This is a genomic window from Amycolatopsis sp. CA-230715, from assembly GCF_018736145.1.
Classification (GTDB): Bacteria; Actinomycetota; Actinomycetes; order Mycobacteriales; family Pseudonocardiaceae; genus Amycolatopsis.
This window is the reverse complement of the sequence record NZ_CP059997.1, coordinates 7071656-7091475: the sequence shown is the minus strand read 5'-3', so window position 1 is coordinate 7091475 and position 19820 is coordinate 7071656. Positions and strand designations below refer to the sequence as shown.

Annotated in this window: 20 protein-coding genes; 13 read left to right on the top strand and 7 right to left on the bottom strand. The window is 69.6% G+C overall.

The window, feature by feature from the left end; genetic code table 11:
- Positions 1–68 precede the first annotated feature (68 nt).
- Positions 69–242 carry a hypothetical protein gene (locus tag HUW46_RS33745; RefSeq protein WP_215542796.1) on the top strand — a complete coding sequence of 58 codons (174 nt, stop codon included), beginning with the start codon at positions 69–71 and terminating at the stop codon, positions 240–242.
- Here the strand turns inward: HUW46_RS33745 and HUW46_RS33740 are convergent.
- On the bottom strand, positions 232–1431 hold the full coding sequence (locus HUW46_RS33740; RefSeq protein ID WP_215542795.1) for a hypothetical protein: 1200 nt from the start codon (positions 1429–1431) through the stop codon (positions 232–234). The genes HUW46_RS33745 and HUW46_RS33740 overlap by 11 nt on opposite strands.
- A 779-nt stretch (positions 1432–2210) precedes the next feature.
- Here HUW46_RS33740 and HUW46_RS33735 point away from each other — a divergent pair.
- Positions 2211–5600, top strand: a complete 3390-nt coding sequence (locus HUW46_RS33735; RefSeq protein ID WP_215542794.1) for a phosphodiester glycosidase family protein — start codon at positions 2211–2213, stop codon at positions 5598–5600.
- Here HUW46_RS33735 and HUW46_RS33730 read toward each other — a convergent pair.
- Entirely contained in the window at positions 5597–6193 is a 597-nt protein-coding gene (locus tag HUW46_RS33730; RefSeq protein WP_215542793.1) for a TetR/AcrR family transcriptional regulator, read from the bottom strand. The genes HUW46_RS33735 and HUW46_RS33730 overlap by 4 nt on opposite strands.
- A gap of 78 nt (positions 6194–6271) precedes the next feature.
- Here HUW46_RS33730 and HUW46_RS33725 point away from each other — a divergent pair, with 78 nt between their 5' ends.
- From HUW46_RS33725 to HUW46_RS33700, 6 genes are all read left to right on the top strand, one after another.
- Positions 6272–6670 (top strand): DUF4345 domain-containing protein, encoded by a 399-nt coding sequence (locus tag HUW46_RS33725; RefSeq protein ID WP_215542792.1) that lies wholly within the window; start codon positions 6272–6274, stop codon positions 6668–6670.
- 188 nt (positions 6671–6858) lie between these two features.
- Entirely contained in the window at positions 6859–7299 is a 441-nt protein-coding gene (locus HUW46_RS33720; protein WP_215542791.1) for a MarR family winged helix-turn-helix transcriptional regulator, read from the top strand.
- A gap of 28 nt (positions 7300–7327) precedes the next feature.
- Positions 7328–7912 (top strand): hydrolase, encoded by a 585-nt coding sequence (locus HUW46_RS33715; protein WP_215542790.1) that lies wholly within the window; start codon positions 7328–7330, stop codon positions 7910–7912.
- 28 nt (positions 7913–7940) lie between these two features.
- Positions 7941–9092: a glycosyltransferase gene (locus tag HUW46_RS33710; RefSeq protein WP_215542789.1), complete on the top strand. Its 1152-nt coding sequence runs from the start codon at positions 7941–7943 to the stop codon at positions 9090–9092.
- Positions 9093–9135: 43 nt separating this feature from the next.
- The gene (locus tag HUW46_RS33705; RefSeq protein WP_215542788.1) at positions 9136–9993 is read left to right on the top strand and encodes an LLM class flavin-dependent oxidoreductase; all 858 of its coding nucleotides are present in this window, start codon (positions 9136–9138) and stop codon (positions 9991–9993) included.
- Positions 9994–10365: 372 nt separating this feature from the next.
- Entirely contained in the window at positions 10366–12432 is a 2067-nt protein-coding gene (locus tag HUW46_RS33700; protein WP_254125141.1) for a glycoside hydrolase family 3 C-terminal domain-containing protein, read from the top strand.
- Positions 12433–12445: 13 nt separating this feature from the next.
- Here the strand turns inward: HUW46_RS33700 and HUW46_RS33695 are convergent, their stop codons facing one another.
- The 4 genes from HUW46_RS33695 to HUW46_RS33680 form a co-directional block, all read right to left on the bottom strand.
- Positions 12446–12799, bottom strand: coding sequence for a hypothetical protein (locus tag HUW46_RS33695; protein ID WP_215542787.1), 354 nt, complete (start codon positions 12797–12799; stop codon positions 12446–12448).
- A gap of 354 nt (positions 12800–13153) precedes the next feature.
- On the bottom strand, positions 13154–13669 hold the full coding sequence (locus HUW46_RS33690; protein ID WP_215542786.1) for an adenylate kinase: 516 nt from the start codon (positions 13667–13669) through the stop codon (positions 13154–13156).
- Positions 13670–13675: 6 nt separating this feature from the next.
- Positions 13676–14242: a TetR/AcrR family transcriptional regulator gene (locus HUW46_RS33685; protein WP_215542785.1), complete on the bottom strand. Its 567-nt coding sequence runs from the start codon at positions 14240–14242 to the stop codon at positions 13676–13678.
- A gap of 47 nt (positions 14243–14289) precedes the next feature.
- Positions 14290–15183 (bottom strand): nitroreductase/quinone reductase family protein, encoded by an 894-nt coding sequence (locus HUW46_RS33680; protein WP_215542784.1) that lies wholly within the window; start codon positions 15181–15183, stop codon positions 14290–14292.
- A 320-nt stretch (positions 15184–15503) separates the two neighbouring features.
- Between HUW46_RS33680 and HUW46_RS33675 the strand changes: the two genes are divergently transcribed.
- The 5 genes from HUW46_RS33675 (at position 15504) to HUW46_RS33655 (ending at position 19188) form a co-directional block, all read left to right on the top strand.
- Complete coding sequence (locus HUW46_RS33675; protein ID WP_254125139.1) at positions 15504–16226, top strand: class I SAM-dependent methyltransferase; 723 nt, start codon at positions 15504–15506, stop codon at positions 16224–16226.
- Between the two features lie 17 nt (positions 16227–16243).
- Positions 16244–16960 (top strand): uridine kinase, encoded by a 717-nt coding sequence (locus HUW46_RS33670; RefSeq protein WP_215542783.1) that lies wholly within the window; start codon positions 16244–16246, stop codon positions 16958–16960.
- Between the two features lie 417 nt (positions 16961–17377).
- Positions 17378–18160 (top strand): ArsR/SmtB family transcription factor, encoded by a 783-nt coding sequence (locus HUW46_RS33665; RefSeq protein ID WP_215542782.1) that lies wholly within the window; start codon positions 17378–17380, stop codon positions 18158–18160.
- 17 nt (positions 18161–18177) lie between these two features.
- Positions 18178–18651 (top strand): SRPBCC family protein, encoded by a 474-nt coding sequence (locus HUW46_RS33660; protein WP_215542781.1) that lies wholly within the window; start codon positions 18178–18180, stop codon positions 18649–18651.
- 177 nt (positions 18652–18828) lie between these two features.
- On the top strand, positions 18829–19188 hold the full coding sequence (locus HUW46_RS33655; RefSeq protein WP_215542780.1) for a VOC family protein: 360 nt from the start codon (positions 18829–18831) through the stop codon (positions 19186–19188).
- On the opposite strand, the gene HUW46_RS33650 is transcribed toward HUW46_RS33655, so the two are convergent.
- Positions 19136–19711, bottom strand: a complete 576-nt coding sequence (locus tag HUW46_RS33650; RefSeq protein WP_215542779.1) for a dihydrofolate reductase family protein — start codon at positions 19709–19711, stop codon at positions 19136–19138. The genes HUW46_RS33655 and HUW46_RS33650 overlap by 53 nt on opposite strands.
- Positions 19712–19820: the final 109 nt, after the last annotated feature.

Here is a 19820-nt window from a genome sequence, read left to right as displayed (position 1 = left end):
GGCTACGCGCGCTGTGCACCGCACTCGACCAGGGCGACACCGGCGGAGCCGATTACTCCGGCCGCGACGTGACCGACATTTCGGTCCGGTTCGCGGCGCGGATCCCGGTCCGGCTGGTCGCCGAAGGATGCGCTCTTCCGCGTGCCGAGGTCGAAAAGCTGTTGCGGGAAGGGAAACTCGTTTCGACCGCCCGGCTGAGCGACAAGCTCTCCGGAACCTTCACCTTCACGCTCAAGCGCTGATCTCGTCCACCTCCGGGTCCCGCTGCTTTCGCGGCAGCCGGGACAGGTAGACGTCCCGCGCCAGCAGGCTGGTCGCCATGTGCCGCACCAGCGGGTCGAAGAAGGACCTGCGGTAGTTCGAATCGGTCACCGCGGCGGCGGCGAAGTAGAGCGCCGAGAACGCGGCGATGAACAGCGAAACCTGGAGCAGTTCGTTCGGCGCGGGCACCTCGAACCCGAAGAGCTTCCCGGTGGTCGGGTCGTGGGTGACCCACGCCTTGATCACCGAGTCCTTGATGGTGATCATCCCGAACACCACGAAGAACACGAACGTGAGCACGGACAGCACCAGCGTCTGCAGGATCTGGGTCAGCACCAGCACGAGCACCAGGTTCCAGCGCTCCAGCTTCCGCAACGGCACGGTGGGCGCCCCGGACGCGGCTCCGTCCGCGAACGGGGTGCCCACGAGCTTGCCCGGTTCCGGTTCGACCGCGTCGGTTCCGGTCAGCGAATGGACTTCGTCGGACAGCGTCGACATCAGGAACAGGATCGCGATCACCGAGAACAGCCCGACCACGAGCCACATCTGGTGCCTGCTCAGCTCGGCGGCGACCTGCCAGAGCTCGGTGGTGAAGAACCCGAAGACGGTGAACAGCAACAGCAGCGGGAGCGCGCGGCTGGTCAGGTCGCCGAGCCTGCCGAGCTGGCGGAACGCCGCGCGCAGTGCCCAGCCGAGTATCGAGCCGCCGCCGAAGAACGCGGCCACCAGCAGCACCACGAGCAATCCGACCTGCACCGCGAACCCGCCGGGCAGCGAGTAGTACGGCGGCGTCAGCCAGTCCACGACGGGGTTGACCACGACGAAGAACGCGGCCACCACGGCGGCCGTGGCGGTGCCGCGCCGGTCGAGCACCCGCACGCGGACCCATTTCGCGGCCAGCCAGGCGCCGAGCGGCGGGAGCACGGCGAAGCACACCAGCATGCCGAGTGCGAACAGCGCGAACGCGCCGCCGTGCATCAGCCGGTCGAGCTCCTCCTCGTTCCGGTCGAGGATCGCGGCGAGCCCGGCGGCGAACCCCAGGAACAGCAGCAGGAACACCTCGCCAGGCACGATGCGCACCAGCAGCTGCGCCGGTTTCCCCCTGACCACGGCGGGCAGTCCCCTGCGCCGGAACCACTGCTCGGCGACGTCGCGATCGTGCCGATCCATCACTCGCGCCTCCCGTTGCTCCCGGCGAACACGCTCAGGCTAGTGACCGGCCGGTGCGTGCCCCGAAGCGGACGCGGCTCGCCTTTTCGCGGCGGGCGTTCGTGTGCCCCGAAAGTGGCTTTCGGGGAATCTGGTGCCCCGAAGGTCACAGTGATGTCGGGTGCGCGGCACGATGATCGGCGGCGGAGGTCCCCGAAGGCCACCTTCGGGGACCCTAGCGCCACTTTCTCGGCCCTCGCGCGGTGCAGGCTGGGCTGCGCATGCCCCGAAGGTGGCCTTCGGGGCGCTCAACGCCGCACATCCACCCCTCGCACGCTCGACCACCACGACGCGCCTGCCCCGACGGTGGCCTTCGGGGCGCTGGATTCCCTGAAAAGCCACCTTCGGGGCGCCCGACGGCCCGCCGCGGGGTGGAGCGGGCGGCGGGAATGCGGTGCGAGGGCCGAATTCGCGGCGTCTACCGCCCCGAAGGCCACCTTCGGGGACACGCGCAGATAGCGGCAGCCCGCCGCGAGGGCCGAGATCCTGACACAGACCGCCCCAGAGGAGCCGTCGGCCACACCCGCGCCCCGACCCCTCTATAGGAGCATCTTTTGGGCCACCGGAGCAGGGCTGCTCGCCGCCGCTGCGCCGAACGGACCATCGAGGTCTGGACCACTCGTGCGTTTTGCCCGAATGCGACGATGCCGTACCCCGGTGCACCCCGAACCGTCGACATTTCGACATCTGCCGGACACGGTGCGGTGCTGAGGTGGGCGCATCCCCTGACGAGGAGTCCCATGCGCGCGAACCCGTGTCGGAAGATCCTGGTGCTGGCCGCTGCCGTCGTCTCGGTGGCGAGCGCGGCGACCACGATGAACGCGGCGGCGGCCGAAACCGCGGCGCGGCCGTGGCTTCCGGAAACCCCGGCGGGCTGGGGCCTCGTGGTGGACCGCGACGCCACCGCGCCCGAGACCGTGACGCGCGGGGTGACCCGGTACTCGGAAACCTACGACACGGTCGGCGGCAGGCAGCACACCCAGGTAATGGACGTGAACCTCGGCGACCCGAACGTGCGGCTCGGCGTGGTCGAGGCCGGTGACACCCTCACCAACCCCGCCGACGAGACGGTCAGTTCGATGGCGAACCGCACGCACGCCGTCGCCGGGGTCAACGGCGACTTCTTCGAAATCCACGCCAGCGGCAGGCCGCTCGGTGGCGTGATCACCGACGGGAAGGTACTCAAGAGCCCGCGGCCGCGGTTCAACGCGCAGCTCGGCGTCCGCGCCGACGGCTCGATGGTGCTCGGGCCGCAGGAGTTCTCCGGCACCGTCACCGACGGTGCCGCGTCCCGCCCGCTCACCTCGGTCAACGTGGTCAACGACGTCGCGGCGGGCGGGATCACCGAGGTCACGCCCGCGCTCGGCGGCGCGACCGGGCTTCCCGCCGGAACGCTGGCCGTCGGCCACGAGCGCCCCGGCGGATTCGTCGTGGACAGCGTGCGAACCGGTGTCACCGAGGCGCCCGCGCTCACCGCGGGGCAGCTCGGCCTCCTCGGCGGTGGCGACGGCGGGAAGTGGCTGGCCGACACCGTCCACAGTGGAGACACGGTGTCCGTCGGCACCGCGATCGCGCCCGACGGCGGGCTGCGCCAGCTCATCAGCGGTTCGACCATGCTCGTCAAGGACGGCGCGCCGTATCAGGACCCGACCGGAACTCCGCCGTCCGGGGTGAACCCGGAGACCGTGATCGGGCTGACCAAGGACGGCAAGCACGCGATCATCGCCACGCTCGACGGCAGGCTCGGCGCTGGCGTCGCCACCGGCGTCAGCCCGGCGCAGGTGGCCGGGTACATGGTCGCGCACGGCGCGGAGACCGCGGTGCTGTTCGACGGCGGCGGTTCCACCGAAATGGTCGCCCGCGAGCAAGGGGATTCCCGCGTGTCGGTGGTCAACACGCCCTCGGACGGCCACGAACGCCCCGTCGCGAACGGGTTGTTCGTCTACACCACCGCGCCCGCGCCCGGCCCGGCGACCTCGGTCGTGCTGAACGGCGGCAAGGAACTGGACACCGCGCCGGGGGCGACCGTTCCCGTGGCGGCCACCGGCCTCGACGCGCTCGGCAACCCTGCCAAGGAAAGCGCGTCGGTCGAGGTGGTCCCGCGGTGGCTCGGCACCTGGCGCGACGGGAAGTTCACCGCTTCGCGGCCGGGATTCGGCGCGCTCGTCGCCCGCGCGGGGCGCGCGGTGTCGGTCCGTCCACTGAGGATCACCGACCGGTTGGCGAAGCTGACGCTGTCCCCGGCGGACCCCGATCTCGCGAACGGTGCCGCGCAACAGTTCTCGCTGTCCGGCTCGACTTCGGACGGCACAGCGGTCCAGATCCCGGGCGCCGCGGCGACCTGGTCGACGGACTCCGGCGCGCTCGGCACGATCGACGGCGCCGGACGGTTCACCGCCGCGGAGAACGGCACCGGGCTCGTCACCGTGACCGCGAAAGCGGGCGGCGCAACAGCTTCCACCACGATCGCCGTCGGCAGCGCGAGCGCGCCGATCGACGACTTCAGCGATCCCACCGCGTGGAACCTCCGCAACACCACGGGCCTTCCCGCCGCGGTGAGCGCGGCAACGGGTGTGGTGCCGCCCGGTTCGAGCGCACCGGGCTCGCTCCAGCTCGACTACTCGATGCCCGCGGGCGGCGGTGTCAAGCAGCTCGTGCTGTCCCCGAAGAAGACTTTGCTGGCGAGCGCGGACCAGAACGGCAAGAACCCGACCGGGATCGGCCTGTGGGTCAAGGGTGACGGCACCGGGATCCAGCTCGCCGAGTCCTACCTCGGTGTCGATGGCGCCACCACCACGCTGTACCCGACCTCGGTCACGTGGCGCGGTTGGCGGCTCGTCGTCGCGACGCTGCCGCCCGGCCTGAACTTCCCGTTGCGCATCAGCTTCGTCGACTTCCTCGCGATCAACCCGAGCACGGCGTACTCGGGCACGCTCAACGTGAGCGGATTGCAGGCGCTGTACTCACCGCGCCCGGTGGTCGCGCCGCCGTACGACCCGATCCCGCGGAACCCGTCGTGGTTGCGGTACACCGAAAACGCCGCCGAGTTCGACCGCACCGGATCGACGGTGCTCGTCGGCGACGACGCGCATCTCCTCGCGAGCGATCCCGGCTCGGCGAGCAGCCACGTGCTGGACGCGGTCAAGGACCGGATCCCCGCGCTGCCCGCGCAGGCGAGACCGTCGGTGGTGCAGGCGCTCGGCGACATGCCCGATGACGGCCAGCCCGCGGATCTGGCCTACGCCAAGGAAAAGCTCGCCGCGTTCGGCGTGCCGTTCCACGACATGGTCGGCAACCACGAGATCAGCCAGGGGGCGCTGCCGGAAAACGGCAACTTCGCCAAGACGTTCGGGGACACGCACTACGCGTACCGCGCCGGTGACACGCAAATGATCGTGACCGACAACGCGCACGGCAGCCTGCGGTCCTCCGACGCCTTCCAGGTTCCCGCCGAGCCGCAGTACCCGTGGCTGGTGCGGCAGCTCACCGACGCGACGGCGCCGACCGTGCTCGTCGCCACGCACATGCCCGCCTACGACCCGCACCCGGTGGCGGACAGCCAGTTCAGCGACCGCTGGGAGGCCCGCATGTACGTGCGGCTGGTCCAGCGGTACCAGCAGACCCATCCCGGCAAGCACGTGCTGATGCTCTACGGCCACGCGCGCGGATTCGCCGACCAGGTCATCGATCCGCTCGGCAAACCGGCCTCCCCCGCCGAGGGCGGGATCCCGCAGCTGACCTTCGCCGATCTCGGCATGCCCGCCTACGCCCCGCCGGACCGCGGCGGCTTCTACCACTTCGGACTGATCAACACCACGCCGCGCGGGGAGGTGCGGTTCACCGTCGAACCGGTCCTGGCCGGGATCACGGTCGCGCTGCCCGCCGCGACCATGCGCCCCGGCACGGCGCAGACCGCGACGGCGACCGGCGCCGAGGTCGGCGGGGACAACCTTCCCCCGGCGTCCATGCCGATCGCCGATCCCGCTTCGCACGTCTGGTCGTCGACCGATCCGTGGGTCGCCTCGGTCGACGCGGGCACCGGGAAGGTCGTCGCCCACTTCCCTGGCACCGCAACGATTTCGACAGCCAGCGGCGGTATCGCCGCGAGCGCGAAGGTGACGGTCGGCTAGCCGAGGAGCGCTTCGAGGTCCACTACCGGGCGCAGCGCGCCGAGTAACGCGCCCATGCACATTTCGCGCAGTTCGGTGCGCGAGAACGCTTCGTGCGTCAGCCATTCCACGCACAGCACGCGGACGAAGACCAGCCAGCCCATCAACGCGGCGGAGGCCATGTCGCGCGCCGAGTCCTCGAGGCCGGTGGCGTCGAGGACACGTCCGCGCAGTTCCGCCAACTCGTCGGTGATGATCGCCTGGATCACCGGATCGCCAGCCAGCACCCGGTTCGCGGCGAGCACCGTGTTCCGGTTCGCCACGAAGTAGTCGAAATGCGCTTCGAGCCCGGCGTGAATCTGCTCCACGACGGGGAAGGCGGGATCGATCCGCACCTGATCGAGCAACCGGTCGGCTGCCTGCTGGTAGATCGCCGCGAACAGCTCGCGCTTGCCGGGGAAGTAGCGGTACAGCAGCGCGCGGGAAATCCCGGCCCGTTCGGCGACTTCCTCCATCAGCACCTCGTCGTACGGCTTCGCCGCGAACAACCGCGCGCCGACTTCGAGCAACTGGTCGCGCCGCTCCGCGGGGGCGAGTCTACTGCGGGGAGCCATGCGCCGACCCTACTTGACACGTGTCTACCAGCGTCGTACCTTCCGCCTAGTAGACAAGTGTCAAATAGGGGGAAGGTCATGGCCAGGCTCCTCAAATCGCTCCTGCTGATCATGGGTGTCGCCTGCGTGGCGATCGGCGCGTTCCACTTCGTCCTCGGCATCGACTCGGTGCCCGGCGAAGGTTCGGCGGGGGCCACTGTGGACAGCAGGGAGCGGTACTACGGCGCCGTTTTCCTCGGCTACGGCCTGCTCTGGATCTGGACGGCCCGGCAGTCGCCGATACCGGCGAAGGTCGTCCGATGGCTCGCCGGGATCTTTCTGCTGGGCGCGTTCGGCCGGGTTCTCTCGATGGCGGTGCACGGTCAGCCGCAGTGGTTCCAGGTGGTCCTGACGGTGCTCGAGTTCGCCCTTCCGCCGGTCTACTTCTGGCTGGCCGATGCCGACGAAAAGGCTTCCCGGGAGACCGCGGCCGTGTAGCACCACTTTTCGCTGCACCGCAACATTGCCCACCATTCCCCGAAGGTGGCCTTCGGGGCGTTCAAGTCCCCGAAAGCCGCTTTCGGGGCATCGGACACGGATCGCCCGGCCTCCGGAGGATCCTTCTTCGGGACATGACAGTCAGCTTAAACTGGACAGTTTTGCCTGAAGGAATTAGGGTGGGCGGTATGCCGGAACGCGTCTCCGAAACCGCCGTGCGCGCCGCACACGATCTACGGATCCTGATCGGCCGCCTTCGCCGCAGGGTAAAGGAAGCGGGTGGCGACGGCGAGCTGACCCCGTCGCAGGAATCGGTTGTCCGGAGACTGGACCGGCAGGGACCCTTGTCCGCGAGCGATCTCGCGGCCGCGGAACGGGTTCGCCCGCAGTCGATGGCAGCCGTGATCGCGGCGCTCGACGAGCGCGGGTGGATCGAACGCCAAGCCGATCCGCACGACGGGCGCAAGCAGTTGCTCTCGCTGACCGCCGCCGCGCAGAAGGACCTGCGCAACTGGCGGCGGCTGCGCGAGGAATGGCTCGCGCGCGCACTGCAGGACCGCTACACCCACGACGAACGCGAAACCATCACCGAAGCGCTGGCACTGCTCTACCGGATCACCGAGCCGTGACCCGCGCCGACCCGGGGAAAGAGAACCGATGGCACTGACCACAGTGGACCCGAACACCGCACTGGTGCTGATCGACCTGCAGCACGGCATCACCGGGGCGCCGACGACGCCCCTTACCAGCGCCGAGGTGGTGCGGCGGTCGGCCGAACTGGCCGACGCCTTCCGCGCCAACGGCGCGCCGGTCGTACTGGTGCGGGTGACCTTCGCCCCCGACGGCGCGGACGCCGCACCAGGCCGCACCGAAAGGCCGCGCCCCGGCGAGGCGCCGCCGGAAGGCTGGGACGTCATCGTCGACGAACTTTCCGGGCACCCCGGCGATATCGTCGTGACCAAGCGCAACTGGGGCGCCTTCCACGGCACCGACCTCGACCTGCAGCTGCGCCGCCGCGGCGTCACGCAGATCGTGCTGGCCGGCATCGCGACCAGCATCGGCGTGGAGTCGACCGCACGGGCCGCCCACGAACACGGCTACCACGTCACGCTCGCCACGGACGCGATGACCGACCTGAACGAAGACGCGCACCGCAACAGCATCGAGCGCATCTTCCCCCGCCTCGGCGAAACCGGGACCACGGCCGAGATCGTCGAGCTGTTCGGGAAAACCCGGCCCTGACGGCCGTTCCGCGCGGTACCGTCGCGTGATGCGCCTGCTGTTCTCCTCCGGGGCCGGTCACAGCCACATCGCGCCGATGCTGCCGCTCACCGCGGCGGCGCGGGACGCGGGGCACGAGGTCGCGTTCGTCACCGGCCCGTCCGCGGTGCACCACGCCGAACTGCCCGGTGTCCGCACGGTCGCCATCGGCGCGGAGACGGAGGGCTCGTTCGCGCCGTACCTCGAAAAGTTCCCACCCGAGACGTTCGACGGGTTCACGCGCGACGAGAAGCTCGCGCACATGCTGGCCCACTACATGGTCGGCATGGGTGCGGCCGCGCGGGTCGCGGACCTGCTCGGCTTCGTCCGCGAGTGGCGGCCGGACCTGGTGATCACCAACCTCGCCGAGCGCGCGGCGATGATGGCCGCCGTCGCCGCCGGGGTGCCCTACGCGATGCACGCGATCGGGCCGCCCAAATCCGCGGCGCTGATGGCCGACGCCTGGCGCGTCGCCGGAGATGTCGTGCGGGACTTCGGGGTCGACGAACTGCCCCCGCGCGACGACGTGCCGTACCTGGACATCTGGCCGGACGCGCTCTACCCGGACGGCGTCGCATGGGAGTACCCGACGCGGTGGCCGCTGCGACCGGAAGCGGCGGTGCCCGTCGCGGGCGAACCGCATCCGGCGCTGTCCGGCCTGCCGTACGAGCGGACCGTGTACGTCACCTCGGGCACCACGCACAACACCCGGCCCGGCGTGCTCGAAGCGATGGTCGAGGCGCTGCGCGAGGAACAGGTCAACGTCGTGGCGACCATCGGCCGCAACGGTGACCGCGACCGGTTCGGCACCCAGCCAGCCCACGTGCGCATCGAGCACTTCGTACCGCAGGAACGGCTGCTGCCCCACGTCGATGTGGTGGTGTGCCACGCGGGCGCGGGCACCGTGCTCGGCGCGCTCGCCCACGGCGTTCCCCTGGTGACGACCCCGCTGGCGACCGACCAGTTCGACGCAGCCGACCAGGTCGAGCGGGCCGGGGCCGGGGTGGTCGCGGAGGCTTCGACGGAGGCGGTGCGCGACGCCCTCCGTACCGTCGTGGCCGGTCCGTCCTTCCGGGACTCCGCCGATGCCGTGGCGACGCGGATCGCCGCGATGCCAGTACCCCACGAAGTACTGAAGCGGCTGTCGGCCCATTTCGCGTGAAATCGGTTGCTCCGCGATCACGCGGTGCCGGAGGATGCGGAACATGCGCTTCTCCGTGAACATCCCGAATTTCGGTGCTTTCGCAGACGCCAGGACCGTCGCCTCCGTGGCCACCGCGGCCGAGGAGGCGGGCTGGGACGGCCTGTTCCTGTGGGACCACGTCGTGCACGAGAAGAGCGCGCGGCGCACCTTCGGCGAACCGTGGATGCTGCTCACCGCCGCCGCGCTGGCCACGAGCCGGATCAAGCTCGGCGCCATGGTCACCCCGGTGGCGAGGCGGCGGCCGCACCAGCTCGCCCGCCAGGTGTCCACTTTGGACCAGATGAGCGGCGGCAGGGTGATCTTCGGCGCCGGGCTCGGCGCCCCCGTCGCGGACGAGTTCGGCAGCTTCGGCGAACCGACGGACAAGGTCGCGCTCGCGGAGATGCTCGACGAGGGCCTCGATCTGCTCGACCGCTACTGGTCCGGTGAAGCGGTGAACCACGACGGCAAGCACTACCGCGTCGACGACGTGGCGCTGCTGCCGACGCCGGTGCAGCGGCCGAGGGTTCCGGTGTGGGTCGCCGGGTACTGGCCGAACCGCCGTCCGATGCGCCGTGCCGCGCAGTGGGACGGCGTGTTCCCGCTGTTCCGCTCGGCCAACCACGGTTACGCGCCACCGGTCGGCGAAGTCCGGGATCTGGTCGCCTACGTCCGCGAACACCGCGCGGACGACAAGCCCTTCGACGTGGTCGTCGGCGGCACGAGCCCCACCGACCCCGCCGCCGCGCGCGATCTGATCGCGCCGCTGGCGGAGGCGGGGGCGACCTGGTGGGACGAACGGCGGCACATCGACGAACCGGGGCTCGACGAGCTCGCCCCGATCCTCCGCCGGATCGAGCAGGGCCCGCCGCGCTGGTGACCGAAGGGATCCAAACGAAGCAGCGGCTCCCACCCCGTCCCCGAAAGCTGCTCCCGTAGAGATCGAGCGGTGGCTGGCTCCTGCATTTGGTTTGTGACTGCGCCGAGAGCGGCTTCGGGGTTGCCGATCGGGCTCTCGCGCGCCCCGAAGGCCACCTTCGGGGCCATGCGCGACTCCGGCCGCACGCCTGCGAGGGCCGAGAAAGAGGCGCTGGAGTCCCCGAAGGTGGCCTTCGGGGACCACACAGCAGCCCACTCATCCCACGCAAACACCATTCATGAATGTGAACATCGAACAGTTATCTGGATTTGTTCACAACTATGGATTACCGTGGGCTCGCTCGGTGTGACCCGGCCTCGAAGGAGAGAACCGTTGCGTGGCATCAAGTTGACGCTCGTCGCCGCCCTCGTCGGCTCGACCGTATTGGCCCCCGCCCCCGCCGCGGCGGCTGCCCAACCGTGGCGCAACGCCGCTCTGCCGCCCGAACGCAGGGCCGCCGAACTGATCGCGGCCATGACGCTCACCGAGAAGATCGAACAACTGCACCTGCAGCCGAGTGCCGCGCACCAGCGGGTCGTGCCGGGCATCGCCAGGCTCGGCATTCCCGACTTCCGCATCGCCAACGGACCGGCCGGGATGGGCCCCGCCGACGACAAACCGCAGAAGCCCGCGACCGCGCTCCCCGCCACGATGGCGCTGGCCTCCACCTTCGATCCCGGTCTCGCGCACGATTACGGTCACCTCATCGGCACCGAGACGCGCGCGCTCGCGCACAACGTGTCGGAAGGCCCCGACATCAACATGGCCAGGGTTCCGGTGAACGGCAGGACGTTCGAGGGCATGGGCGAGGATCCGGTGCTGGCGGGCGCCATGGCCGTCGAGGACATCCGCGGCATCCAGGCCAACGGCACGATCGCTGAGGTCAAGCACTTCGCGGCGAACAACCAGGAGACGAACCGGTTCACGATCAACGAAGCGATCGGCGAACGGCCCCTGAACGAGATCTACCTGCCTCATTTCGAGCGGGCCGTCCGCGAAGGCGGTGCGGGCGCGGTGATGTGCGCCTACCCGAAGATCAACGGGGTGTTCACCTGCGAGAACCCGGCGCTGCTCAAGAAGAAGCTGCGCGGCGACTGGGGTTTCGACGGGTTCGTGCAGTCCGATTGGGGCGCCGCGCACAGCACGGTCGGTTCAGCCGAAGCGGGGATGGATCTCGAGATGATCGACGGGACCTACTACGGCGAGGCGATGGAAAAGGCGGTCGCGGCGGGAAAGGTCACCGAGAAGACGATCGACGGGCTGCTCTCGCACCGGTACACCACGATGTTCCGGTTCGGCCAGTTCGACCACCCGCCCACGGCGACCCCGCTCCCCGTCGAGCGCGACGGCGCCGCCGCCCGCGACTTCGCCGAACGCGGAATGGTGTTGCTGCGCAACGAAAACGGCGCGCTCCCGTTGGACGCCGCGAAGGCGGGGAAGATCGCCTTGATCGGCCCGTACGCGACGAAGGCGAAGACCGGTGGCGGCGGCAGCTCCGCGGTGATCCCCACCTACACCGTCGACCCGCTCACCGGCCTGCGCACGCGCGCGCCGAAGTCCGAGATCACGCTGGACGACGGCACCGATCCCGCCCGTGCGGCGAAAGCCGCGGCCGGTGCCGACGTGAGCATCGTGATGGTCGGCGACGACGAAACCGAGGGCAAGGACCGGCCGGGCCTCGCGCTCGCCGGGAACCAGGACGCGCTCGTCGAAGCGGTGGCCGCGGCGAACCCGCACACCGTGGTCGTGGTCAAGAGCGGTGCGCCGGTGCTGATGCCGTGGGTCGGCAAGGTCGCCGCCGTCCTCGAAGCGTGGTACCCCGGACAGGAGGACGGGAACGCGGTCGCGCGCGTGCTCTTCGGCGACGTGAACCCGTCGGCGAAGTTGCCGATCACGTTCCCCGCCTCGGGCGACGACACCCCCGCGAGCACGAAGGCGCAGTATCCCGGTGTCGACGGGACCGCGAGCTACACCGAGGGACTGCAAATCGGGTACCGCTGGTTCGACGCGCAGCGCAAGGAACCGTTGTTCCCGTTCGGATTCGGCCTTTCCTACACCTCGTTCGCCTACTCGGGCTTGGCCGTGCGCCGCCAGCCCGACGGCGGCGCCGCGGTTTCGTTCGACGTGCGCAACACCGGGCACCGCGCGGGTGCCGACGTCGCGCAGGTCTACCTCGGCTTCCCCGCTGCCGCGGGCGAACCACCGTTGCAGCTCAAGGGTTTCCAGCGTGTGCAGCTCGCACCGGGGCAGTCCCGGCACGTGACGGTGCGCCTCGATCCGCGCGCCTTCGCCATCTGGGACACCGCCGCGCACGACTGGCGCCAGGCACGCGGGACGTTCACCGTGCACGTCGGTGATTCGTCCCGCGCGCTCCCGCTGACCGCTCCGCTGTCCCGTTAGCCCGAATTCGGAATCAGTCGTCAATCACGTGGTATCCGCCGACGAAGGCAGGGGAAAGCAGTCCGCCCTGGCATTCCGCAACCGACGGGCCGAAGCCGTGCGGAACGAACGTGCCGAGCGAATACCAGTAGGCACTGCCCGCCGAGCAGTGGGCGACGACCCGGTATCCGTAATCACCGCCCGCGCCGGCACCGCAGCGCACCGCGATCGCCTCGCCGAACACGATGTCGTAGCGCTCCCCGAAACAGCCGGGATAAGACCGGGTCGCGGAGACACCGCCGGGTTCCGGGGACGCGGAGGCCGGGGCGGCCGCGACGAAGAGCAGGGAAAGGGCACCGAAAGCCAAACCGGCGATTCTGCGTTTCATGACGACTCCCGTAGCTCGAGGAAATATCCCTGAATTGATCTTGAGGAGCGCGCTGCCATTTCTCGCTGTGGCCGGAATTGATGGTGACATGAGACAACCGCGCGAACCAAAACCCGCGAGAAACGAACGGATCGGCAGGTTTGATTCGGAATGCCGCCCGGTTGCCGCAGGCGTTTGCCCTGGCGGGTGAGCGATGGTGCCCAGTGCCACCGCCACGGCATTCTTCCGGGCGTTCACGTCACCCCATCGGCAAGAACCGCCCCCGACACCGTCGCAGAGCGCAACACGGTCGGTCGACGCGCGATTCACCGGTTCGCATGAATCAGCGCCCGAACCTCCACCGACCGGCACGGGTCACAGGCTCGCGAGCCAGCGCCGGGTCTGGGCGACCGAGGTCAGCCGGATCACCGCGGGCGCGGCCGGATCCGCCGCCCAGGCCCGCATGCGGGCGCGTTTGCGGGCGAACGACTTGAAGTGCCACCAGACGATCCAGTCGCGGGTGAACAGCTGGCCGAGGTTCTCGGTGTTGCCGTTGCAGATCTCGCGCCGGTCCACGGCGCGCGCGATCGTCCGGCGCACGAGCCGTCCGAGCGAGAGCCACCGCGGGTAGTCGAGCGCGACGATCAGCTCCACCCTGGCCATCGGCACGTCGAGCCACTTGCCGTACGCGGAATCGAGCACCCAGCGCTCTCCCGCGCAGATCGCCGCGATCCGCCGCCGCTGCTCGTCCGGCGCGACCTCGACCCAGCCCGGTTCCCAGGTCAGGTCGTCGACGGAATGCCACGGCAGACCGGTCCGCTCCGCGATCCGCGCGGCCATGGTGCTCTTGCCCGATCCGGTGACGCCGTAGACGAGGATGCGATCGGCCATGACCGCTCAGCCCGCCGCTTTCGCGGTCAGCAACCCGAGCACGCCGTCGACGGCCTGCTCGAACGGAGCGGGGGAATCGGCGGCGCGCGCGAGCACGTAGCCGCCTTGGAGCACGGCGACGATGGTGGCGGCGGTGGCCGTGGGATCGAGCCCGGCGTCGAACTCGCCGTCCCGAACGCCTTCGGCGAGCACCTCGGCGAGCCGCTCGCGCACCCACGTGAAGGTGTCCTGGACGGGACGGCGAAGCGTGGCGTCCGCCATCACGTCCGGGTCCTGGGTGAGCCGCCCGACCGGGCAGCCCTTGAGGATCTCGCGCTCGCGGCGGAGGTAGGCCGTGATCCGTTCGACGGCCGTGCCGGATGCGGTGAACTCGGCCTCCGCGGAGGAGCGCAGGTACTCGGCGCTGCGCGTGATCGCGGCGAGCGCGAGATCGGGTTTGCCGTCGAAGTGGTGGTACATGCTGCCCTGCCCGGCGCCCGCGCGCTGCTGGATGGCCTTGGGGCTGGTGCCGACGTACCCGCGCTCCCACAGCAGTTCGCGCGTGCTTTCGATCAGGCGTTCCGAAGTGTCCACGGAACTCACTGTACCTACTAGTACGTATCGGTCACCAGCCCCGGCGATCACGCGAAGGACGGCGCCTCGGCCAGCGCGTTGAGCGCCGTGACGATCGTCCGTTCCTCGTAGTCGAAATGGCGCTCCAGTTCGGCCGCGAGCGCGCCGAGCCGATCGCGCAGCCGCACCGGATCGCTCTTTCCCGGCTCGTACCCGTCGACGAGCCGCTGGATCTCGTCCTGCAGCCGCGCCACGACCTCGTGCTGCTGCCCCAGTTCGGTCAGCGCCGGGGCGAGCGCGGGGAACTGCCGCGCCAGCATGGGAAAGGTCGCGGCGTCCTCACCGGTGTGGTGGCGTTTCAAGGCGGTGCAGAAGCTGAGGCAGTGCGTGCGCATTTCGTGCCCGAGATCGGGCGGCGTGCGCTCGATCTTCGCGGCGGTGCCATCGACGAGCGCGTCCGCCTGCTTGCCCAGTTCGGCGAGTTCGTCGCGCAGCCAGTCGTGCACGCCCTTGAGCCAGTCGCCCATGCCGTTCACCCGGTCGGTGCGGTGCAGTACGACCACCGGGATCACGCGCGTGGTCCTGGCCTGGTAGTCGCCATATCCGGGGTCCTGTTCGACGACCTTCCGGAAAAGCTCGTCCCGTTCCGCGCCCGAAGGAAGTGCCGCGATCGCGGTATAGGTCTCGTTACCGGTTTCCACCGTGACGATCGGGTCGTGCCGAATGTTGTGGCACCAGTCGGGATTCTTCGGCGCGCCCATGGCGGACGCGACGACGACGGCTTTCCCGTCGATTTCCAGGTAGCCCAGAACGCTTTCCCTGCGCAGTCCGGTCTTGGCGCCGGTGGTCGTGAGCACCGCCAGCGACCAGCCTTCGAACATACCGCTGAGCTTGCCTTCGTTCTCCCTGAACTCCGCGATGACCTGCCGCTGGAACGCGTGCACGTCGAAATCCTCGGTCATGTAGTCCTTTCCCGGTCGAATTGACGCCGGAGACCACCGGAAACGCGCACGACAAAACCCCGCGAGGCCACGCACAGGTAGCAGAGCGCAACTGTCCCCTGAACAGGAACGGTGAATTGCGCGAGACGGATCGTGCCGTTCTCGGTGATGGCTGAGTTAGCCGCTACCTCCATGCGTAGGCCCATACGGGGCTCGCCGGAAACGTTAGCACGGGCGCGACGGCCGCGGCCAGCTGTTGCCGTTCCGGCAACGAACTTTGGCCTCCGGTCCGGCGCGGGCGGATCGTGTCGCCGAGGGATCACCGAGACCGAGGGAGCACCATGACCGGCACGCAGCAGAACGCACCCGAGCCGTTCTCCGCGGAGATGGAACGCGACAACACCGAGCGCGTGCTCGGAAGCCGGCGTCACGGCATGGACCACGGGCTCCCGCCGTTCGACGAAGCGTCGTGGAACGAGCGGTACCGCAGCCGGGAATCCATCTGGAGCGGGCGGCCCAATCCGCAGCTCGTCGCCGAGGTCGAGGACGCGGCTCCCGGCACCGCGCTCGACGTCGGCTGCGGCGAAGGCGGCGACGCCATCTGGCTCGCCGGGCGCGGCTGGCAGGTCACCGGGATCGACTTCGCGACCACCGCGCTCCAGCGCGCCGCGGCGCACGCCGACGCCGCGCAGGTCGGCGACCGCGTCCGCTGGGTGCACGCCGACCTGCTCACCTGGGTGCCGGAGACCCGGTTCGACCTGGTCTCGGCCCAGTTCATGCACCTGCCGAACCCCGAGCGGGAAGCACTGGTGGCCCGGCTCGCGACCGCCGTGGCGCCCGGCGGCACCCTGCTGATCGTCGGCCACGACTTCTCCGACGTGCAGACCTCGGCGGGGCGGCCGAACCTGCCCGAGATGTACTACACCGCGAGCGAACTGGCGAGCGCGCTCGACGCGGACGCCTGGGAAGTCCTCGCCGAAACGAGGCCGCGCACCGCTCCGGATCCCGACGGTGCGGAGATCACGGTGCACGACACCGTGCTCCGCGCCCGCAAACGGGCCTGATCGGGCATACTCGGGCCATGGCGGTGCGACGCTCGGTATCGACGTGGCAGCAACCGATTCCGCCACCGGGCGGCCCCGAGCGGGACGCGCTCGTCGCCGAAATCGCGGCGAGGGTGCTGGCGCTGGGCGAAAACCGGCTCCGCGTCGGTATCGACGGGTTCACCGCGGCGGGCAAGACGAGCTTCGGACACGAGCTCGGCGAGCGCATCGCGCAAGCGGGCAGACCGGTACTCCGCTCGTGCCTCGACGATTTCAAGAAACCGTGGCGCGACAGGCATCTCTACGACCGCGAGTCCGGGGAAGGCTACTACCGCAACGCATACGACTACTCCGCCGCAGCGGAGTTGCTGCTGGCCCCCGCCGGGCCGGAAGGCACCGGGAGCTGCGCGCTGTGCCTGCGTGACCCGTTCACCCAGATCGACCACAGCGCCGAACGCGTCGAGGCGGCCGAGGACGCGGTGCTCATCGTCGACGGGGTGTTCGCGTTCCGGCCGGAGATCGACCGCTACTGGGACTACCGCGTGTGGATCGAGATCGACGGCGACCTTTCCGTCGCACGGGGCGCGGTGCGCGACCAGAACTGGGCGGGTTCGAACGCCGAGGCCATCCATCGCGACCGCTACCTGGTGGCCGAGCGGATCTACCTCGCCGAAGCGGATCCGCGCGGCCGGGTCGACGTGGTGATCGACAACCGCGTCTTCGACCGTCCACAAGCGACTTTCCGGTCGGAGTGACCCCGGCGGGCCGCGGAAGATGTTCCGGGCCGCGGGCGTCGCCGAAGCTCCTCGTGGGGCGCTGAGCGTCACGATCTCGGCCCTCGCAGCGGGGTGCCGACCTGTGCGTGTCCCCGAGGGTGGCCTTCGGGGCGGTAGACGCCGCGAACTCGGCCCTCGCACCACAATCCCGCCACCCGCGCGAGCCCGCAGCAGGCTGTCGCGTGCCCCGAAAGTGACCTTCGGGGAATCCAGCGCCCCGAAAGCCACCTTCAGGGCACCTGCAACCAGAGCCCGCCCTCCACGAGAGGGAGGAAAGTGGCGCCAGACGCCCCGAAGGCCACCTTCGGGGCACCAAGCCGCCCGAGATTTGACATGCAGCCGGTTGGCTGCCTATCGTGAAAGGCAGCCGGACGGCTGCATGTCAGGAAGGGTGCGATGGACGAGGTGTTCCGGGCGCTGGCCGACCCCAGCAGGCGCCTGCTGCTCGACAGCCTGAACGCGAACAGCGGGCAGACCCTGCGCGAGCTGTGCGCCGGTATGGACATGGCGCGCCAGTCCGTCAGCAAGCACCTCGCCGTGCTGGCCGCGGCCAACCTGGTGACCACGGTGTGGCGCGGCAGGGAAAAGCTGCACTACGTCAACGCCGAGCCGATCAACGCCATCGCCGAACGCTGGATCAACCAGTACGACCGCAAGCGGGTGCGCGCGCTCGCCGACCTGAAGCAAGCATTGGAGCAGAAACCCTTGAGCGACAACGACTTCGTCTATACCACCTACATCGACACCACCCCGGAGCAGCTGTGGCGGGCGCTCACCGACCCGGCCTTCACGCGCCAGTACTGGGGGCTCGAAATCGAATCCGACTGGGCGGAAGGCTCGCCCATGACCTGGTCGGACAACGGGCGGACCGGCGACGAGGAGCAGGTCGTGCTCGAGTCGAAGCCGTACGAACGACTCGTCTACGCCTGGCACACGTTCACGAAGGAATGGGCCGACAACGCGGGCGTGGGCGAGGACGTGCTCGCGAAGCTGGCCGCCGAGCGCCGCTCCACGGTCTCCTTCGACATCGAACCCCAGGAGGGTTCGGTGAAGCTCACGGTCGTGCACGGGAACTTCGACGAGGGCAGCACGCTGCGGACCATGATCTCGCAGGGCTGGCCCGCTCTGCTGGCCAGCCTCAAGACCCTGCTCGAAACCGGCAAGCCGCTGCGGTCCTGACCCACCAGGAGGAACAAATGTCCACTTTGGAGCTGACCGAGGCACCCGCCGTCCACACGGCGATGCTCATCCGCCGCCCGCCGAACGAGGCGTTCCGGGCCTTCGCCGATCCCGCGATCACCACCCGGTTCTGGTTCACCAAGAGCAGCGGCGAACTGGTGGCCGGCGCACGGGTGCGCTGGGACTGGGAAATGTACGGCGCGCACGCCGACGTGACGGTGCTCGAAATCGAGGAGGACCGCCGGATCGTCTTCCGCTGGAACGAGACCATGACGGTGGAACTGCGCTTCACACCCTGGGAAGGCGGTTCGACCTTCGTCGAGGTCACCGAAACCGGCGCCACCGGCACCGGCGACGATCTCGTGCAGCACGTCCGCGACTCGACGGGCGGCTTCACCATCGCACTGTGCGCGCTGAAAGCACTGCTCGAACACGGCATCGAACTGGGTGCCGTGCGGGACCGGCACCCGGCGAACATCGTCGCGGGCTGATACCGCGCGAAGACCGAGCCCGGAAACTGTCGGTGCACCGCGGTAATGTTGAAATCAGGGGCTCCCCCAGGCGTACGAAAGGGACTTCTCGTACGGGTTCGGAGCCGTCCCGGGCGCGGAGGTCACGGTTCACCGCGCGCGGCGCCGAACCGGTGGCCGGGCTGGCACCATGGCGGGATGGAACGTGTGCTGGGAATCGGCGGGTACTTCCTGCGCGCCGCGGATCCGGCGGCACTCGGCGCCTGGTACCGCGAATGCCTCGGCCTCGACGCCGACGGCGACGGACTGTGGCACCAGGAAACCGGGCCGACCGTGTTCGCCGCGTTCGAGTCGGGAACCGACTACTTCGGGTCCCGCGCGCAGCAGGTCATGCTCAACTTCCGGGTCCGCGACCTGGACGCGATGCTCGCGCAGTTGCGCGCCAAGGGCGCGGACGTGTCCGACGGGACGCAGGACATGGCCGGGGTCGGCCGGTTCGGCTGGGTCACCGATCCCGAGGGCAATCGGGTCGAGTTGTGGCAGCCAGCCGGTAGCTGAGGCCGACCGCCCCGGTCGCCGACGCCGTCGAGGCGAGGAGTTCGAGTTCGGTTCCGGCCACCACGTCGTCGAACAACCTCAGCCCGCCGCCGACCACGACCGGGCACACGGTCAGGTCGAGCCGGTCGAGCAACCCGGCGACGAGCAGGGAGCGCACGAGCCTCGGGCTGCCGGGCACCCTGATGTCCCCGCCGTCGCACTCCTTCAGCTCGGTGACCGCGTCGACGAGATTTCCCTTCACCAGCACCGAATTCTCCCAGTCCACTGTGTCCAGTGTGCTCGACACGACGTACTTCGGCGTGCGGTTGAGAAAGGCCGCCATCGGGTTGCTCTCCCCTTGGGCTGGCCACATCTCGGCGAAGATCCGGTACGTGGTGGTGCCCATCAGCACCGCGTCCGCGCCCTTGATCCCCTCGGCGATGCCCTCGGCCATCTCGTCGGTGAAGTACGGGCCGGTCCAGTCCCCCGGGCTCTCGACGACACCGTCGAGCGACATGAACAGGCCCGCTGCCAGCTTACGCATCGTGGTTCTCCTCGGTTCCGGCCCTCGGCGCGAGGGCCTCTCACCCAGGACGTAGTAGCCGCTCCCCCGTGCTCGACATCTCCGGCGAAATATCTATATAGTCGGACCC

Bases quoted from the DNA above. Each gene is read 5' to 3' on its own strand.
- HUW46_RS33740 (WP_215542795.1), bottom strand. From the start codon at position 1,431: ATGGATCGGCACGATCGCGACGTCGCCGAGCAGTGGTTCCGGCGCAGG.
- HUW46_RS33735 (WP_215542794.1), top strand. From the start codon at position 2,211: ATGCGCGCGAACCCGTGTCGGAAGATCCTGGTGCTGGCCGCTGCCGTC.
- HUW46_RS33730 (WP_215542793.1), bottom strand. From the start codon at position 6,193: ATGGCTCCCCGCAGTAGACTCGCCCCCGCGGAGCGGCGCGACCAGTTG.
- HUW46_RS33725 (WP_215542792.1), top strand. From the start codon at position 6,272: ATGGCCAGGCTCCTCAAATCGCTCCTGCTGATCATGGGTGTCGCCTGC.
- HUW46_RS33720 (WP_215542791.1), top strand. From the start codon at position 6,859: ATGCCGGAACGCGTCTCCGAAACCGCCGTGCGCGCCGCACACGATCTA.
- HUW46_RS33715 (WP_215542790.1), top strand. From the start codon at position 7,328: ATGGCACTGACCACAGTGGACCCGAACACCGCACTGGTGCTGATCGAC.
- HUW46_RS33710 (WP_215542789.1), top strand. From the start codon at position 7,941: ATGCGCCTGCTGTTCTCCTCCGGGGCCGGTCACAGCCACATCGCGCCG.
- HUW46_RS33705 (WP_215542788.1), top strand. From the start codon at position 9,136: ATGCGCTTCTCCGTGAACATCCCGAATTTCGGTGCTTTCGCAGACGCC.
- HUW46_RS33695 (WP_215542787.1), bottom strand. From the start codon at position 12,799: ATGAAACGCAGAATCGCCGGTTTGGCTTTCGGTGCCCTTTCCCTGCTC.
- HUW46_RS33690 (WP_215542786.1), bottom strand. From the start codon at position 13,669: ATGGCCGATCGCATCCTCGTCTACGGCGTCACCGGATCGGGCAAGAGC.
- HUW46_RS33680 (WP_215542784.1), bottom strand. From the start codon at position 15,183: ATGACCGAGGATTTCGACGTGCACGCGTTCCAGCGGCAGGTCATCGCG.
- HUW46_RS33675 (WP_254125139.1), top strand. From the start codon at position 15,504: ATGACCGGCACGCAGCAGAACGCACCCGAGCCGTTCTCCGCGGAGATG.
- HUW46_RS33670 (WP_215542783.1), top strand. From the start codon at position 16,244: ATGGCGGTGCGACGCTCGGTATCGACGTGGCAGCAACCGATTCCGCCA.
- HUW46_RS33665 (WP_215542782.1), top strand. From the start codon at position 17,378: ATGGACGAGGTGTTCCGGGCGCTGGCCGACCCCAGCAGGCGCCTGCTG.
- HUW46_RS33660 (WP_215542781.1), top strand. From the start codon at position 18,178: ATGTCCACTTTGGAGCTGACCGAGGCACCCGCCGTCCACACGGCGATG.
- HUW46_RS33655 (WP_215542780.1), top strand. From the start codon at position 18,829: ATGGAACGTGTGCTGGGAATCGGCGGGTACTTCCTGCGCGCCGCGGAT.
- HUW46_RS33650 (WP_215542779.1), bottom strand. From the start codon at position 19,711: ATGCGTAAGCTGGCAGCGGGCCTGTTCATGTCGCTCGACGGTGTCGTC.